Consider the following 16,453-nt stretch of genomic DNA (forward strand, 5'->3'; position numbering starts at 1 on the left):
ACGATGTGGAGCGCATCATGACGACTGCTACCCTGCAACCTAATGATAATAAAGCCGTTGAAATAGAACATCGCGTCATCAATAAATTGTTCCGTCGTTTAATTGTTTTTCTCTTTATTCTGTTTGTCTTTTCATTTCTCGATCGTATCAACATCGGCTTTGCCGGTCTGACTATGGGCAAAGATCTGGGCCTGACATCCACCATGTTTGGCCTGGCGGCGACACTGTTTTATGTCACTTATGTGCTGTGCGGGATCCCTAGCAACATCATGCTGGCGAAGGTGGGCGCACGCCGCTGGATTGCCGGGATCATGGTGGTGTGGGGCATCGCGTCCACCTGCACGATGTTTGCCACCAGCCCACACACGCTGTACATCCTGCGTATGCTGGTTGGTATTGCGGAAGCCGGTTTCCTGCCGGGTATTCTGGTTTATCTGACCTGGTGGTTCCCCGCTTACCATCGCGCCCGGGCTAACGCCCTGTTTATGATAGCGATGCCGGTCACCATGATGCTTGGCTCAATACTCTCAGGCTACATTCTGGCGCTTGATGGCCTGTGGAACCTGAAAGGCTGGCAATGGCTGTTCCTGCTGGAAGGGTTGCCTTCCGTGGTGCTCGGTGTGGTGACCTGGTTCTACCTCAACGATACGCCTGACCAGGCCAGCTGGCTGGATGCCGAAGAGAAACAGACGCTAAAAGCCATGATCGCCCGCGAGCAGGAAAACGCCCTTGCCCGCCCGAACACCCCGCGATCGACGCTGCGCGAAGTGCTTACCCCGGCGGTGTTGCTGTACACGCTGGCCTACTTCTGCCTGACCAATACGCTGAGTGCTATCAATATCTGGACGCCGCAAATCCTGCAAAGCTTCAACACCGGCAGCAGTAATATTGTGATTGGCCTGCTGGCGGCGATCCCGCAGTTTTGCACCATCCTTGGAATGATCTGGTGGAGCCGCCGATCCGACAGACTGAAAGAGCGCAAAAAGCACACCATTGTGCCGTATCTGTTTGCCGCCGTGGGCTGGCTGCTGGCCTCCGCCACCGATCACAGTCTGATCCAGCTACTCGGGATAATCATCGCTTCAACTGGATCGTTTACCGCAATGGCCATCTTCTGGACCACGCCGGATCAGGTTATCAGCCTGCAATCCCGCGCGGTGGCACTGGCTGTGATCAACGCCATCGGTAACGTAGGATCGGCGGTCAGTCCGCTGCTGATCGGCATTCTGCGTGATGCCACCGGCAGTTTCAGCTCCGGCCTGTGGTTTGTCGCCGGCCTGCTGGTGCTCGGCGCACTGGTGCTGACACGTATCCCCATGACCCAGAAGGAAAGCCCAGCCAGCGCCCCAGGGCTTGCTGCGCAGAAAAGTCATTAAGGAGTGGTTATGTGCCAGAGTCCGGTCGCCAATATCGACATCAGCAAAGAGTATGATGAAAGTCTCGGCACCGACGATGTGCACTATCAGTCATTCGCCCGCATGGCCGCGTTCTTCGGGCGCGACATGCAGGCGCATCGCCATGACCAGTTTTTCCAGATGCATTTTCTCGATACCGGGCAGATTGAACTTCAGCTCGACGATCATCGCTACTCGGTGCAGGCACCGCTGTTTGTCATCACGCCTCCGTCGGTGCCGCACGCCTTTATCACCGAGTCTGACAGCGATGGCCACGTGCTGACGGTTCGCGAAAATCTTATCTGGCCGCTGCTGGAAGTGCTCTATCCCGGCACACGGGAAGCATTCGGCCTGCCGGGGATCTGTCTTTCACTGGCGGATAAACCCGATGAACTCGCGGCATTGACACACTACTGGCAACTGATTGCCCGGGAATCGACAGCACACCTGCCGGGGCGCGAGCACACCCTGGTGTTGCTTGCCCAGGCGGTATTTACCCTGCTGCTGCGTAACGCAAAGCTCGACGATCACGCCGCCAGCGGGATGCGTGGTGAGCTCAAACTGTTTCAGCGCTTTAACCAGATGATCGACAGCCACTACCACCAGCACTGGACGGTGCCGGATTACGCCAGCGAATTGCATCTGACGGAATCGCGGCTGACCGATATCTGCCGCCGCTTTGCCAATCGTCCCCCCAAACGCCTGATCTTTGACCGCCAGCTGCGTGAAGCCAAACGGCTTCTGCTTTTTTCTGATCGCGCGGTGAATGAAATTGCCTGGCAATTAGGCTTTAAAGATCCGGCCTATTTTGCGCGCTTTTTTAATCGCTTAGTGGGCTGTTCCCCCAGTGCATATCGGGCGCAAAAAGTGCCAGTCTCCTGAAATCTGGCCCTTTTTTCTTGCGTTTTCTCTACCCGGCAAGGTTAAAAGCGATACCGCTCACAAATCCCGGACGTCCCCGAAAAGTACCCGCCGTTGTCGCAAAAGTCTCTTCACGTAACCCCGGTCTGGCGCTTCAATTAAACAACAAAAACAAAACACAAATTTAACAATCAAATTCCGATGACTACTGAAGAGGTCGACATGAAACCTGAAGATTTCCGCGCTGATACCAAACGTCCATTAACCGGCGAAGAGTATTTAAAAAGCTTGCAAGACGGTCGTGAGATTTATATCTACGGCGAGCGCGTTAAAGACGTCACCACCCATCCGGCGTTTCGTAATGCGGCGGCTTCCGTGGGGCAATTGTATGACGCGCTGCATAAACCAGAAATGCAGGATGCCCTGTGCTGGGGCACCGATACCGGCAGCGGCGGATACACCCATAAGTTCTTCCGCGTGGCGAAAAGTGCCGACGACCTGCGCCAGCAGCGTGACGCGATCGCAGAATGGTCACGCCTGAGCTACGGCTGGATGGGGCGCACACCGGACTACAAAGCCGCCTTTGGCTGCGCACTCGGGGCTAACCCGGCTTTCTACGGCCAGTTCGAGCAAAACGCCCGCAACTGGTACAGCCGCATCCAGGAAACCGGGTTGTACTTTAACCATGCCATCGTCAATCCACCGATTGACCGCCATAAACCCGCTGATGAAGTAAAAGATGTCTACATCAAGCTGGAAAAAGAGACCGATGCCGGGATAGTCGTCAGTGGGGCAAAAGTGGTGGCGACCAACTCCGCACTGACTCACTACAACATGATTGGCTTTGGCTCCGCACAGGTGATGGGCGAAAACCCGGACTTCGCGCTGATGTTCGTCGCCCCAATGGACGCAGAAGGGGTGAAACTTATCTCACGCGCCTCCTATGAAATGGTGGCGGGGGCTACCGGGTCGCCATTCGACTATCCGCTCTCCAGCCGCTTCGACGAAAACGATGCGATCCTGGTGATGGATAAGGTGCTGATCCCGTGGGAGAACGTGCTTATCTATCGTGATTTCGATCGTTGCCGTCGCTGGACGATGGAAGGCGGCTTCGCCCGTATGTATCCGTTGCAAGCCTGCGTACGGCTGGCGGTGAAGCTCGATTTCATCACCGCACTGCTGAAAAAGTCGCTGGAATGCACTGGTACCGTTGAGTTCCGTGGCGTACAGGCCGACCTCGGTGAAGTGGTGGCCTGGCGCAACATGTTCTGGGCGCTGAGTGACTCCATGTGTTCCGAAGCGACTCCGTGGGTGAACGGCGCTTATCTGCCAGATCACGCCGCGCTGCAGACCTATCGCGTAATGGCGCCGATGGCCTACGCCAAGATCAAAAACATTATCGAGCGTAACGTCACCAGCGGTCTGATCTATCTGCCCTCCAGCGCCCGCGATCTGAACAACCCACAGATAGATCAGTATCTGGCGAAATATGTGCGTGGCTCCAACGGCATGGATCATGTTGAGCGCATTAAGATCCTGAAACTGATGTGGGATGCGATTGGCAGTGAATTTGGCGGCCGTCACGAGCTGTATGAAATCAACTACTCAGGCAGCCAGGATGAAATCCGCCTGCAGTGTCTGCGTCAGGCACAAAGCTCCGGCAACATGGACAAAATGATGGCGATGGTCGACCGCTGTCTCTCTGAGTACGACCAGCACGGCTGGACGGTTCCCCATTTACACAACAACAGCGATATCAACCTGCTGGATAAGCTGCTGAAATAACGCAGCGGGAGGCTTCAATGCAATCAGATGAACAACGCCTGCGTTTTCGCGAGGCGATGGCCAGCCTGTCGGCGGCAGTCAATATTGTCACCACCGAGGGTGAAGCCGGACGTTGCGGGATAACCGCCACCGCGGTCTGTTCAGTCACCGACACGCCGCCTTCCCTGCTGGTGTGCATTAACGCCAACAGCGCGATGAACCCGGTGTTTCAGGGGAATGGCAGACTGTGTGTCAACGTACTGAATCACGAACAGGAACTGATGGCGCGCCACTTTGCTGGCATGACCGGGATGACGATGGAGGAGCGTTTTAACCTCTCCTGCTGGCAGAAAGGCCCGCTGGCGCAACCGGTGTTAAAAGGCGCACTCGCCAGCCTTGAAGGGGAGATAAGCCAGGTGCAAACCATCGGCACCCATCTGACCTATCTGGTTGAAATTAAAAATATCGTTCTCAGCGATGCGGGCCACGGTCTTATCTATTTCAAACGCCGTTTCCATCCGGTGATGATGGAACTGGAAGCGGCGATTTAACCACCTGCACATCGACGGTAAAACGTATCGGGACATCAAAAAGCGGGCTGAAGTGCAAAATGGCGGCCCGCCTTAAGTGATCCCAATCACACAAATTCAGTCAATTGCGGCGAGCCTGAACCGCTCGCCCGCCTTTTTGACCGCTTACCTGCGTCTGACAACCACTCACCCATTTTCCCCCTTCTGCGCGCGCGAAGCTCTGGCACCATAGCTCCCAGCATCAATACCTCCAGAAGTCGTTGTAACACTTCACTCATTCTTATAAACGCCAGGTTTTTAACTATGGATATGAAAAAACTTCTCAAGCATGTGCCATGGGCCATTATTGGAATCATCGGGGCGTTCTGCCTGTCGGTGGTTGCCCTGCGTCGCGGCGAGCACGTCAGCGCCCTGTGGATCGTGGTCGCCTCGGTCTCGGTGTATCTGGTGGCCTATCGCTACTACAGCCTGTACATCGCCCAGAAGGTGATGAAACTCGATGAGACCCGCGCCACACCGGCGGTTATCAATAACGATGGTCTGAACTACGTCCCGACCAACCGCTACGTGCTGTTCGGGCACCACTTTGCGGCGATCGCCGGCGCAGGCCCACTGGTCGGCCCGGTGCTGGCAGCGCAAATGGGCTATCTGCCCGGCACGCTGTGGCTGCTGGCCGGTGTCGTGCTGGCCGGGGCGGTGCAGGACTTTATGGTGCTGTTTATCTCCTCGCGCCGTAACGGTTCCTCGCTCGGTGAAATGGTAAAAGAAGAAATGGGCCGCGTGCCGGGCTCGATTGCCCTGTTCGGCTGCTTCCTTATCATGATTATTATCCTCGCGGTACTGGCGCTTATCGTGGTGAAAGCCCTCGCCGAAAGCCCGTGGGGCGTATTCACCGTCTGCTCGACCGTGCCAATTGCGCTGTTTATGGGCGTCTACATGCGCTTTATTCGCCCCGGCCGCGTGGGCGAAATCTCGGTTATCGGCATCGTGCTTCTGGTGGCATCCATCTGGTTCGGCGGCGTCATCGCTCACGACCCGTACTGGGGCCCGGCGCTGACCTTTAAAGACACCACCATCACCTTCGCGCTGATTGGCTACGCCTTTGTCTCTGCGCTGCTGCCGGTGTGGCTGATTCTGGCTCCGCGCGACTACCTCGCCACCTTCCTGAAAATCGGGGTGATTGTGGGCCTGGCGCTCGGCATCGTTATCCTCAACCCGGAGCTGAAAATGCCGGCAGTGACCCAGTACATCGACGGTACTGGTCCACTGTGGAAAGGCGCGATGTTCCCGTTCCTGTTCATTACCATCGCCTGCGGTGCGGTGTCTGGTTTCCATGCGCTGATTGCGTCCGGCACCACGCCGAAGCTGCTGGCGAATGAAAAAGATGCGCGCCTGATTGGCTATGGCGCGATGCTGATGGAGTCTTTCGTGGCGATCATGGCGCTGGTTGCGGCGTCTATCATCGAGCCGGGCCTGTACTTCGCGATGAATACCCCGCCTGCGGGCCTCGGTATCACCATGCCGAACCTGCACGAAATGGGCGGCGAAAATGCGGCGATGATCATGGCGCAGCTGAAAGATGCCAGCGTTCACGCCGCGGCGACCGTTAGCTCCTGGGGCTTCGTTATCTCGCCTGAGCAAATCATGCAGACCGCGAAAGACATCGGCGAGCCGTCGGTACTGAACCGTGCCGGTGGCGCGCCTACGCTTGCCGTCGGTATCGCCCACGTGTTCCACAAAGTACTGCCGTGGGCGGACATGGGCTTCTGGTACCACTTCGGTATTCTGTTCGAAGCGCTGTTCATTCTGACCGCGCTGGATGCAGGCACCCGTGCCGGTCGCTTTATGTTGCAGGATTTGCTCGGTAACTTCGTGCCATTCCTGAAGAAAACCGACTCTCTGGTGGCGGGTATCGCCGGGACGGCGGGCTGCGTCGGCCTGTGGGGCTATCTGCTGTATCAGGGCGTGGTTGACCCACTGGGCGGCGTGAAGAGCCTATGGCCGCTGTTCGGGATCTCTAACCAGATGCTGGCGGCCGTGGCGCTGGTGCTCGGCACCGTGGTGCTAGTGAAAATGAAGCGCACCAAATACATCTGGGTCACCGTGGTGCCTGCGCTATGGCTGCTGTTGTGTACCACCTGGGCGCTCGGCCTGAAACTGTTCAGCAATAATCCGCAGCTGGAAGGCTTCTTCTTCATGGCGAACCAGTACAAAGCGAAAATTGCCGCAGGCAGCAGCGACCTGACTGCCCAACAGATTGCTAACATGAACCACATCGTCATCAACAACTACACCAACGCAGGGCTGAGCATTCTGTTCCTGGTGGTGGTTTACAGCATCATTTTCTACGGCATCAAAACCTGTATGAAGGCGCGCGCTATCGACGCGCGAACCGACAAGGAAACGCCGTATGTTCCGGTGCCAGAAGGTGGCGTGAAGACCTCTTCACATCATTAATCGTATTCAGCCCCGCTCCGGCGGGGCTTTGTCTTATCAGGATGAATTATGTTTGGTAACTTAGGGCAGGCCAAAAAATATCTCGGTCAGGCGGCAAAGATGCTGATTGGTATCCCGGATTACGACAACTACGTCGAACACATGCAGAGCAATCATCCGGATAAACCGTACATGACTTACGAAGAATTCTTCCGCGAGCGCCAGCAAGCGCGCTACGGCGGCAGTGGAGAAGGCGGCATGCGCTGCTGCTAAAGGAGAAATAATGACCCCGATTCCCGTCACCCTACTTACCGGTTTTCTCGGCGCAGGTAAAACGACTCTGCTGTGTCACATTCTCAACGCGGATCACGGGTTCAAAATTGCCGTGATCGAAAACGAGTTCGGCGAAGTCTCGATGGACGATCAGTTGATTGGCTCACGCGCCACGCAGATAACCACCCTGACCAACGGCTGTATTTGTTGCAGTCGATCCAACGAACTGGAAGACGCGCTGCTGGATCTGCTCGACGGTCGCGATCGCGGCGATATCGAATTCGACCGGTTGATCATCGAATGTACCGGCATGGCCGATCCAGGACCTATCGTGCAGACCTTTTTCTCGCATGAGATCCTCTGCGAGCGCTACATGCTCGACGGGGTGATAGCCCTGGTCGACGCCGTTCACGCCGACGAGCAGATGAATCAGTTCACGCTGGCGCAGTCGCAGGTAGGCTACGCGGATCGCATTCTGCTGACTAAAACCGACGTGGCGCAAGAGACAGAAAAACTCTGTGAGCGCCTGACGCGCATCAACGCCCGCGCACCGATTTACACCGTGACGCACGGTGATATTGACCTCGAATTATTGTTCAATACCAACGGCTTTATGCTCGAAGAAAACGTCATCCAGCCTAAGCCGCGTTTTCACTTTATGGCGGATAAGCAAAACGACATCTCATCGATTGTGGTCGAGCTCGATTACCCGGTCGATATCAGCGACGTTTCCCGCGTAATGGAAAACCTGCTGCTCGATTTTGCCGATAAGCTATTGCGTTATAAAGGGATGCTGTGGATTGACGGTGAACCAAATCGCCTGCTGTTCCAGGGTGTGCAACGCCTGTACAGCGCCGACTGGGACCGCCCGTGGGGAGACGAAACACCGCACAGCGTGCTGGTGTTTATCGGCGTTCAATTACCGGAAACAGAAATTCGTGCGGCGTTTGCAGGGTTGAAGCGCTAACGGCACGATACCCTCTCCCCTATGGGGAGAGGAAAACCGCAAAAACTACAACAACGGTTCAGGCAACGTAATCACCCACAGCTCGCTATCAGACGCCGGTTTTTCCAGTGGCTGGATGTCGATGGTTGTCGCCACCGCCTGGTCATCCACCGTCAATTTCCCCTGATCATTCACCCGATAATCCTTCAGTTTCTTCCCTTCCACCGGGCTTTTCAGCGTCGTTTTCACGCCAAAATCATTGTCGTTCGCCACCGCCAGAGTTTTGCCGTCGATCAGCGCCAGACCTTCGGCTTTTTCCTGCTTCCAGCCGAGTTTTCGCAGATCAACCGCCAGAGTTTTGCTCGCTAAAGCGATCCCGCGTTTCGCCAGTTGATCCGCGCTATCAAACTCCGGATATTCACCCGGCTTATCAAATGCCGCCAGATCGCTGGCCTGGCTCAGATCGACCTTGTAGATGTTATTGCGCATCACGTCATCTTTATCGCCGCCCTGCTCGATCAGCAGGATGTGGTCATTATCCAGCGCCACGATATCGCCGATTTTGGCATCGCTGTTTTTGCTGTAGACGTTATCAATCGGATAACCGTACATTGCGGTTTTACCTGTCGCCGGGTCAAAACTCACCAGACGGGTAAACAGGGCTTTCTTCTTGCTCTTACCGTCAATATCCAGTGTGCTCTGCACAGCGGCAATAATGCGCCCATCCGGCGTCCGGGTGATGCCCTCAAAGCCACGGTTTGACTGACGCCACTTGATGATATTCGGCAGACCACCAGCAATCGACTTTTCACCGTCCAGCGCCTGCGGGCCGTGCTTCGCGATGATTTTGCCATTGCCATCGACGTTAATCATGAACGGGCCATATTCATCACACAGCCAGAAACCGCCTTTGCCGTCCGGGGTGATGCCTTCGGTATCCAGCCCGCGGTTATCGCCCGTCAGCGTTTTCAGGGTATCACTCAGCGCCACTTCGTTGGTCGATCCAATCACCCCACTTTGCAGCGGAAGACCGTTGATATTGCCTTTCTCATCATGCAGCGGACGCAGATGGGTCGCTTCGGCTTTGCCGTTTTCAACACGAATGGACATCAGTAACGGCGTAAAGTCCGGGGTGACAAAAATTTTAGCTTCGTTCTGACCAACATTCGGCGAATCAGCGTTCGGGCCGCGATCGGTCACCGTCGCAAACGTCAGCGCATCGCCTTGCTTACCGGTAAACAGTAAACCAGAGCCAATCCCCACCGGTAAACCATTCGCAAACGCGCTGGAAAACGCACCGCTGTAATTGACGTGTGAGCCTTCAGGAAAACTCACCACAAAGCGCTCCGCGGTGGGCTCTGCTGCAAAAGCCGAGAGAGAAAGGGTACTGCCAAACACCAGAGAAATAAGTTTAATTTTCATGTTGTTGTCACCTTTTTATGAATGTGAAACACCATAAGAATGTGGCATGACAGAAAGATGACGGAAGGATGACAGAATGAGGATCCTCATTCTCAATTTCGCGAATGAGCATGCCAGTGAACTCCATCACACTTCCGCTATGTGCTTTTCCGCTATCAGTCCCTCGCTGTCAGGCAACCGCATCGTAACTCATTGAAATACCGTTGAGCTGCTCTATGCCCACGCCAATTCATTCGAAAAAAACTATCAATAACCTCTGTTATCCAATTGGATTCCCAATCACTCATTTCTCAGAATGGATGTATATCCCAAAGCATTCAGGAGTTTTTATGTCTCATTCCGTGATTAACGACACCCCCTACGACGCCGTTGAAATCATTAACGCCGTTAAGCCAGGTTTTAAGCCACGCATCGCGTTTATCCTCGGCTCCGGCCTTGGGTCGCTGGCCGATAAGCTCGATAACAAGACCGTCATCTCTTACGAAAAACTGCCCGGCTTCCCGGTAAGCACCGTGATTGGTCATGCGGGCGAAGTCGTGATGGGCTCGCTGCACGGCGTGGACATCATCTGCATGAAGGGTCGCGGGCATTTCTACGAAGGCGTCGGGATGGGCATCATGACTCACGCGGTGCGCACCTTTAAGCTGCTCGGCTGTGAATTTATGTTCTGCACCAACGCCGCTGGTTCACTCAACCCGAGCATCCCTGCCGGAAGCCTGGTGGCGCTGAACGACCACATCAACACCATGCCGTCCACGCCGCTGGTTGGCCCGAACGATGACCGCTTTGGCCCACGTTTCTTCAGCCTCGCCAACGCGTATGACAAAGACCTGCGCGCGAAACTGCAGCACACCGCCGGTGATTTGGGCCTGACGCTACACGAAGGCGTTTTCGTTTCCTATCCAGGGCCGAACTTCGAGACCGCAGCAGAAATTCGCATGATGCAAAACATGGGCGGCGATGTGGTCGGCATGTCGGTCGTGCCGGAAGTTATCGTGGCGCGCCACTGCGGCCTGAAGGTGCTGGCGGTATCGGCGATAACCAATATGGCGGAAGGCCTGAGCGATGTAGAACTGTCTCACGAACAAACCCTGAAATGCGCGGCGATGGTCACCGATGATTTCATTCGCCTGATTAGCCAGTTCGTGAAGAGCTGCCGCTAAATTCCCGTCCAGCGGCGGCCGTACAGCCCGCCAGGAGAAGTGCAGATGTCAGAAAATTACTCTCGCGGTAATCTGAACGCGATTTCCTATCTGAGCTATTACTTTGTCGGCGCGCTGGTGTCGACGCTCGGCATCGTTCTCGGCCCGCTGTGCGCCGCGTTCAACAAAGATCCGAGTTTTATCGGCCAGGTCTTTACGTTGATGAATATCGGCATGTTCGTGCCGATTATGCTCGGCGGTATCCTGATGAAAAAATGGGGTCTGCAAAAGCCGCTGGTGATCGCCGCCGCGCTGACCATCCTCATCAGCGCCCTGCTGTTCGTCACTCCAACGCTGACCATGTTTAGCGTGGCGGTCGCTATTATCGGCGCCTGCGGCGGTATTTTCATGACCATCGGCAGTTACCTGGTGGTGCGTATCAATCCGGACGAGAAAAGCCGTTCGTCGAGCCTGATTTTCACAGACTTCTTCTTCAGCCTGGCCGGCGCCACGCTCTCGTTCCTGTTGGCGTGGCTGTTCAAAATGGGTGCGAGCTGGATTGCGATGTACGGCATTATGGGCGGCCTCGGCGTGCTGATGCTGCTGCTGACGCTACGTAGCCGTTATCCGACCACCGAAGCACCGGCAGCGGCGCATCAGGAAACGTCGTCGGAACCGTGGGGTCGTTCGGTGTGGCTACTGTGCGGCGCGCTGTTCCTGTTCCTGCTCGCCGAACCGATTTTCACCCTTTGGACGCCTGGCTATCTGCAATGGCGCTTCCAGTTATTACCAGAACAAGCGGCACTGTTCACCACCGTATACTGGGTCGCGAAAGCCACCGGCCTGTTCCTCAATCAGTTCACCGTGAAATGGATGAAGCTGCGTACTTTCCTGCTGATGTGTACCGCCGTCGGGCTGGGCTCGATTGCGCTAATCAGTAATAGTGCCAATACGACACTTATCCTGATTGCCTGCGGCGCGTTTGGTTTCTTTAACTCCGGCCTGTTCTCCGGCCTGATGAGTTACGGTTCGTTGCAGGTCAGTCGCAGTTCGCCGACCCTGATTTCGGCGCTGCTCACCTGCGGCACCGTGGGCACGCTGCTGTTCGCCACTGTTTCTTCGCTGGTCAACAGCCATTACGGCCTGTACGGCGCGGTCAATGCATCCACCTGCGCGTATGCGCTGTTGATGGTGACGCTGCTCGCCGCCATTGCCTGCAGCAAGGCAGAACGCCTGCATCAGGGCGAGGCGGTCGCGGTTTGACAGCCTTCAGGGAGGGTTGCATGATACCGCCACCCTCCTTTTTCTCGGTGCCCGGCATGCTCGATCCACAGGCCAACAGCCGCATCCGTTTTCGGATGCTGCGCTATTTCCAGACCCTCGCCGACGAGCTGCATTTTGGCCGGGCCGCCGCGAAGTTAAACATCTCTCAGCCGCCGCTCAGTATGCAAATCAAAGAGCTGGAAGCGATTCTTGACGTGGAATTATTCGAACGATCCAGCCGTAAAGTCGCATTGACTCACGCCGGAAAAGTGCTGAAAGCGGAGGTCGATAAACTCCTCAGCGCCACAGAGCAGTCACTGAATTACGTACGCCAGATTGGCCGCAGCGAGAAACAGCACATCAACATCGGCGTGATCGGCAGCGCGATGTGGGGCCCGCTGCTGACACGGATGAAGGTCTTTCGCGAAGCCAACCCGGACGTGAACTGGTCGCTGCATGAGTTGGGCCAGCAGGAACAAACCGAAGCTCTGCGCGCGCGAACCATTGATATCGCCATTAACCGCAACGTTATCCCGCATGTGGAAGCGAAGATCCGCTGTCAGCTGTTTGCCCGGGAGGCAATCTGCGTGGCGGTGCATGAGAGCGATCCGCTGTGCGCTCGCGCCACGGTTTCCCTGAAAGATCTGGCCGATCGCGCCTTTATCTCACTTTCCTTCAACCGCAGTGATTTCGCCCGTCAGGTGTATGACAATTGCCTTGAACTGGGCGTATCTCCGCTGGTCACCCATCAGGTTTTTGAACCCCAAACCGCGCTGGCACTGGTCAGCACCGGTAACGGTGTGTCGCTGCTGCCCGAATCCTGCGCCCTGATCCACTGGCCTGGCGTGGCTTTTTTGCAACTCGAAGAGTCGATCCCCGCCGATCTCTACGCGCTGTGGTACGACGAACCGTTGCCGGATCTTTTCGCCCGCTTTTTACAGGCGTTGCGCGACGAATAACTGCCTGCCGCCGTGTGACGCATTATTCAGGGCTATAGTGTAAAAAGGTCACATTCACCCACAGGATGTTTTCATGGACCAGACGGCACTGGCGACGGAAAACAGCACAGCACAAAAACCGCCTAACGCGATTTTGCTGGCAGGCAGCGCACTCGGCGTGGTGTTCGGCGATATCGGCACCAGCCCGCTGTATACCCTCAAAACTGTCATCTTGCTTTCCGGCAGCAGCCCGACGCCGGGCATTATTCTCGGTCTGCTGTCGCTGATTATCTGGACGCTTATCCTCGTCACGTCGATAAAATACGCGGCCTTTGCGATGCGCATTGATAACCGTGGCGAAGGCGGGATCATGGCGCTGATGTCACTGTTGCAGCACAACGGCAAAGGCCGGGCGCTGATCATCTTTGCCGGACTGCTCGGCGCGGCGCTGATTTACGGCGACGGTGCCATCACCCCGGCAATTTCGGTGCTGTCGGCGCTCGAGGGGCTGAACATCGTATTCCCAGAAGCCCGGCATCTGATCCTGCCGGGCACCGTGGCGATTCTGGTGGCGCTGTTTGCCATTCAGCCTTTTGGTACGGCCAAAATTGGCATCGTGTTTGGCCCAGTCATGATGCTGTGGTTCCTGGTGATTGCCGGGCTGGGCATCTGGGGGATAGGCCAGCATCCGGCGGTGCTGATGGCGATTAATCCGTATTACGGCGTGCATTTTTTGCTGTCCCACGGTTTCGTCAGCTTTCTGGTGCTCGGCGGGGTTTTCTTGTGCGTGACGGGGGCGGAAGCGCTGTATGCCGACATGGGTCACTTTGGCAAAAAGCCTATCTGGATTGCGTGGTTTGGCCTGGTGTTCCCGAGCCTGCTGCTGAACTACGCCGGGCAGTCGGCGCTGCTGCTGTCCGGCGGGGATATTTCGCACAACATCTTCTTTCGCCTGTGCCCGCCCGCACTGCAAATTCCATTGGTTATCCTCGCCACCCTCGCCACTATTATCGCCAGCCAGGCGATCATTACCGGCGCGTTCTCGATGACGCGCCAGACCATCCAGCTCGGCTGGCTGCCGCGTTTGCGGATTAAACAGACGGCTGAAGCTAACTACGGCCAGATTTACATCGGCATCGTCAACTGGCTGCTGATGGTGGCGACGGTGTTTCTCGCAGTGTTCTTCCGTTCATCTGATAACCTCGCCGCCGCGTACGGTATCGCGGTGTCGTTAACCATGCTGATGACGTCCGGGCTGCTGTTCGTCGCTATGCGGCGGATTTGGCACTGGAACCGCACCGCCAGCGCGCTAGCCGCCCTGCTGTTCCTGACCATTGATATCTGTTTCCTGATCGCCAATCTGATTAAGGTGCTGGAAGGCGGTTATATTCCGCTGCTGCTGGCCGCCGCGATTTGCTGCGTGATGGTTATCTGGCATCGCGGCCACACCGCCACGCTGCGGGCGCTGAACGATACTGGCATGGACACCGAGGCCTTTTTCGACAAAATTCGCGAGAATGAGATTCCCCGCGGGCCAGGCGCAGCGGTGTTTTTAACCCGCTCACAAAGTGGCGTTCCGCCGGTAATGCGCTGGCATGTGATACGTAATCGCGCGTTGCAGCAGCAGGTGATGGCCCTGACCGTCACCATTCTCAACGTGCCGCATATTGCCAATGTGAACCGGTTGGTTATCCGTAAAGCCGCGCCCGGCTACTGGCGCGCGGTAGCCTATTACGGCTTTATGGAACATCCGAACATCCCGGCGTTACAGTACGAAATCAAGAAACGAAACTGCCCGTTTGAACTGGCCGACGCCACGTACTATTTGGGTCATGAAACCCTGGTTGGGCGCGAAGACGGAGAGGGTATCGCCCAGTGGCAACGCCGCTGTTTCGCTTTCATGGTGCGCAACTGCACACACGCCACGCACTATTATCAACTGCCGGGCGATCAGGTGGTGGAGATCAGCCGCCGCGTAGCGATTTGATGCCAGGCTTTGCACTCCCCCGCCGTCCCGCTCTATGCTTATACCCGTCATACTTCAAGTTGCATGTGCGTTGGTTGCGCTCGTTCACCCAGTCACTTACTTCAGTAAGCTCCTGGGGATTCACTCACTTACCGCCTTCCTGCAACTCGAATTATTTTGGGTATAGATCATGGATAAATTAGCTGAACTCAAACGCGCTAAACTGTTGGCGCTCTCATTACTGCTCATTGCGGCCGCCCTTTTTGTGACCACGTTGTTCCTGCCCCCTGCGCGGTGGGTCAGTGCGCTGAAAGCCATTTCCGAGGCGGCGATGGTCGGCGCCCTGGCAGACTGGTTCGCCGTGGTGGCGCTGTTTCGTCGCGTGCCGCTGCCGTTCATCTCTCGGCATACGGCGATTATTCCGCGCAATAAAGACCGGATCGGCGACAATCTCGGTCATTTCGTGCAGGAAAAATTTCTCGACACCCAGTCGCTGGTGAATTTAATTCAGAAGCATGAACCGGCGTTGATGATTGGCAACTGGTTCAGCCAGCCCGAAAACGCCCAGCGCGTGGGGCAACATCTGATTAAGGTGATGGGCGGTTTTCTCGAACTGACCGATGATTCGCGCATTCAGGGCCTGCTTAAACGCGCGGTGCATAAGGCGATTGATAAGGTTGATTTAACCGGCACCAGCGCACTGATGCTGGAAAGCATGACCAAAAACAACCGGCATCAGAAGCTGCTCGACGCGCTGATTGCGCAGCTGATAGCCCTGCTCCAGCGCGACAGCAGCCGCGAATTCATTGCCCGGCAAATCATTCACTGGCTGGAGAAAGAGCACCCGCTGAAAGCCAAAATTCTGCCGACCGAATGGCTCGGCGAACACAGCGCCGAAATGGTCACCGAGGCGGTGAATACGCTGCTGGACGATGTCAGCCAGGACAGCGCGCATCAGGTGCGACATGCTTTTGATAAAGCGGTGAGAAAACTTATCGACAACCTGAAAACCGATCCGGAGATGGCCGAGAAAGCGGAGAACATCAAACGCTACCTGAAAGACGATGAGGCGTTTAACCGGTATCTGGGGGAAATGTGGGCCGATCTGCGTCAGTGGCTGAAGAACGATCTGCAAACAGAAGATTCGCGCACGCAGAAGCGGATTGCGGAAGCCGGAATGTGGCTCGGCGAAGCGCTGGTAACGGACGGCGCGCTGCGTGCCTCGCTGAACGAGCATCTCGAACAGGCTGCACGCCGCGTGGCACCTGACTTTGCCAAATTCCTCACCCGTCATATCAGCGACACAGTGAAAAGCTGGGACGCGCGCGATATGTCGCGTCAGATTGAGCTGAACATCGGTAAGGATCTGCAGTTTATCCGCATCAACGGCACGCTGGTTGGCGGCACGATTGGCCTGATCCTGTGGCTGCTTTCACAGCTTCCAGCGCTGGTTATGCCGTTAATTCATTAACGCTGTGCCCGGCGGGCTACGCTTGCCGGGCATAAAACGCTTACCAA

At 56.1% G+C, this 16,453-nt stretch carries 13 protein-coding genes; 12 read left to right on the plus strand and 1 reads right to left on the minus strand.

Annotation, left to right across the window (positions count from 1 at the left end; all coding sequences use genetic code 11):
• Window positions 1-17: 17 nt before the first annotated feature.
• The 7 genes from hpaX (at window position 18) to yjiA (ending at window position 8,225) form a co-directional block, all read left to right on the plus strand.
• Window positions 18-1,376, plus strand: coding sequence for a 4-hydroxyphenylacetate permease (gene hpaX / locus MUU51_RS13155; protein WP_159771480.1), 1,359 nt, complete (start codon window positions 18-20; stop codon window positions 1,374-1,376).
• Window positions 1,377-1,385: 9 nt separating this feature from the next.
• Window positions 1,386-2,276, plus strand: a complete 891-nt coding sequence (hpaA, locus tag MUU51_RS13160; protein WP_159771483.1) for a 4-hydroxyphenylacetate catabolism regulatory protein HpaA — start codon at window positions 1,386-1,388, stop codon at window positions 2,274-2,276.
• Between the two features lie 201 nt (window positions 2,277-2,477).
• Window positions 2,478-4,040 carry a 4-hydroxyphenylacetate 3-monooxygenase, oxygenase component gene (gene hpaB, locus MUU51_RS13165; RefSeq protein ID WP_258967899.1) on the plus strand — a complete coding sequence of 521 codons (1,563 nt, stop codon included), beginning with the start codon at window positions 2,478-2,480 and terminating at the stop codon, window positions 4,038-4,040.
• Between the two features lie 17 nt (window positions 4,041-4,057).
• A complete protein-coding gene (locus MUU51_RS13170) occupies window positions 4,058-4,570 on the plus strand; it encodes a 4-hydroxyphenylacetate 3-monooxygenase reductase subunit (protein WP_159771488.1) in 513 nt (170 codons plus the stop codon).
• A gap of 282 nt (window positions 4,571-4,852) precedes the next feature.
• The gene (locus MUU51_RS13175) at window positions 4,853-7,006 is read left to right on the plus strand and encodes a carbon starvation CstA family protein (protein ID WP_159771491.1); all 2,154 of its coding nucleotides are present in this window, start codon (window positions 4,853-4,855) and stop codon (window positions 7,004-7,006) included.
• 48 nt (window positions 7,007-7,054) lie between these two features.
• Window positions 7,055-7,258 carry a YbdD/YjiX family protein gene (locus MUU51_RS13180; RefSeq protein ID WP_159771494.1) on the plus strand — a complete coding sequence of 68 codons (204 nt, stop codon included), beginning with the start codon at window positions 7,055-7,057 and terminating at the stop codon, window positions 7,256-7,258.
• Between the two features lie 10 nt (window positions 7,259-7,268).
• A complete protein-coding gene (yjiA, locus tag MUU51_RS13185; protein WP_258967900.1) occupies window positions 7,269-8,225 on the plus strand; it encodes a GTPase in 957 nt (318 codons plus the stop codon).
• Window positions 8,226-8,270: 45 nt separating this feature from the next.
• On the opposite strand, the gene MUU51_RS13190 is transcribed toward yjiA, so the two are convergent.
• Window positions 8,271-9,626 carry an esterase-like activity of phytase family protein gene (locus tag MUU51_RS13190; RefSeq protein ID WP_258967901.1) on the minus strand — a complete coding sequence of 452 codons (1,356 nt, stop codon included), beginning with the start codon at window positions 9,624-9,626 and terminating at the stop codon, window positions 8,271-8,273.
• Between the two features lie 329 nt (window positions 9,627-9,955).
• On the opposite strand from MUU51_RS13190, the gene xapA reads away from it, so the two are divergent.
• From xapA to MUU51_RS13215, 5 genes are all read left to right on the plus strand, one after another.
• On the plus strand, window positions 9,956-10,789 hold the full coding sequence (xapA, locus tag MUU51_RS13195) for a xanthosine phosphorylase (RefSeq protein WP_258967902.1): 834 nt from the start codon (window positions 9,956-9,958) through the stop codon (window positions 10,787-10,789).
• 45 nt (window positions 10,790-10,834) lie between these two features.
• Window positions 10,835-12,031: an MFS transporter TsgA gene (gene tsgA, locus MUU51_RS13200; RefSeq protein WP_258967903.1), complete on the plus strand. Its 1,197-nt coding sequence runs from the start codon at window positions 10,835-10,837 to the stop codon at window positions 12,029-12,031.
• Window positions 12,032-12,051: 20 nt separating this feature from the next.
• Window positions 12,052-12,990, plus strand: a complete 939-nt coding sequence (locus tag MUU51_RS13205; RefSeq protein ID WP_258967904.1) for a LysR family transcriptional regulator — start codon at window positions 12,052-12,054, stop codon at window positions 12,988-12,990.
• 88 nt (window positions 12,991-13,078) lie between these two features.
• Window positions 13,079-14,956, plus strand: coding sequence for a potassium transporter Kup (locus MUU51_RS13210; RefSeq protein ID WP_445326612.1), 1,878 nt, complete (start codon window positions 13,079-13,081; stop codon window positions 14,954-14,956).
• A gap of 169 nt (window positions 14,957-15,125) precedes the next feature.
• A complete protein-coding gene (locus MUU51_RS13215) occupies window positions 15,126-16,406 on the plus strand; it encodes a DUF445 domain-containing protein (RefSeq protein ID WP_258967906.1) in 1,281 nt (426 codons plus the stop codon).
• The last annotated feature ends 47 nt before the right edge of the window (window positions 16,407-16,453 follow it).

It is taken from the genome of Scandinavium manionii (assembly GCF_024764775.1).
Lineage (GTDB): Bacteria > Pseudomonadota > Gammaproteobacteria > Enterobacterales > Enterobacteriaceae > Scandinavium > Scandinavium manionii.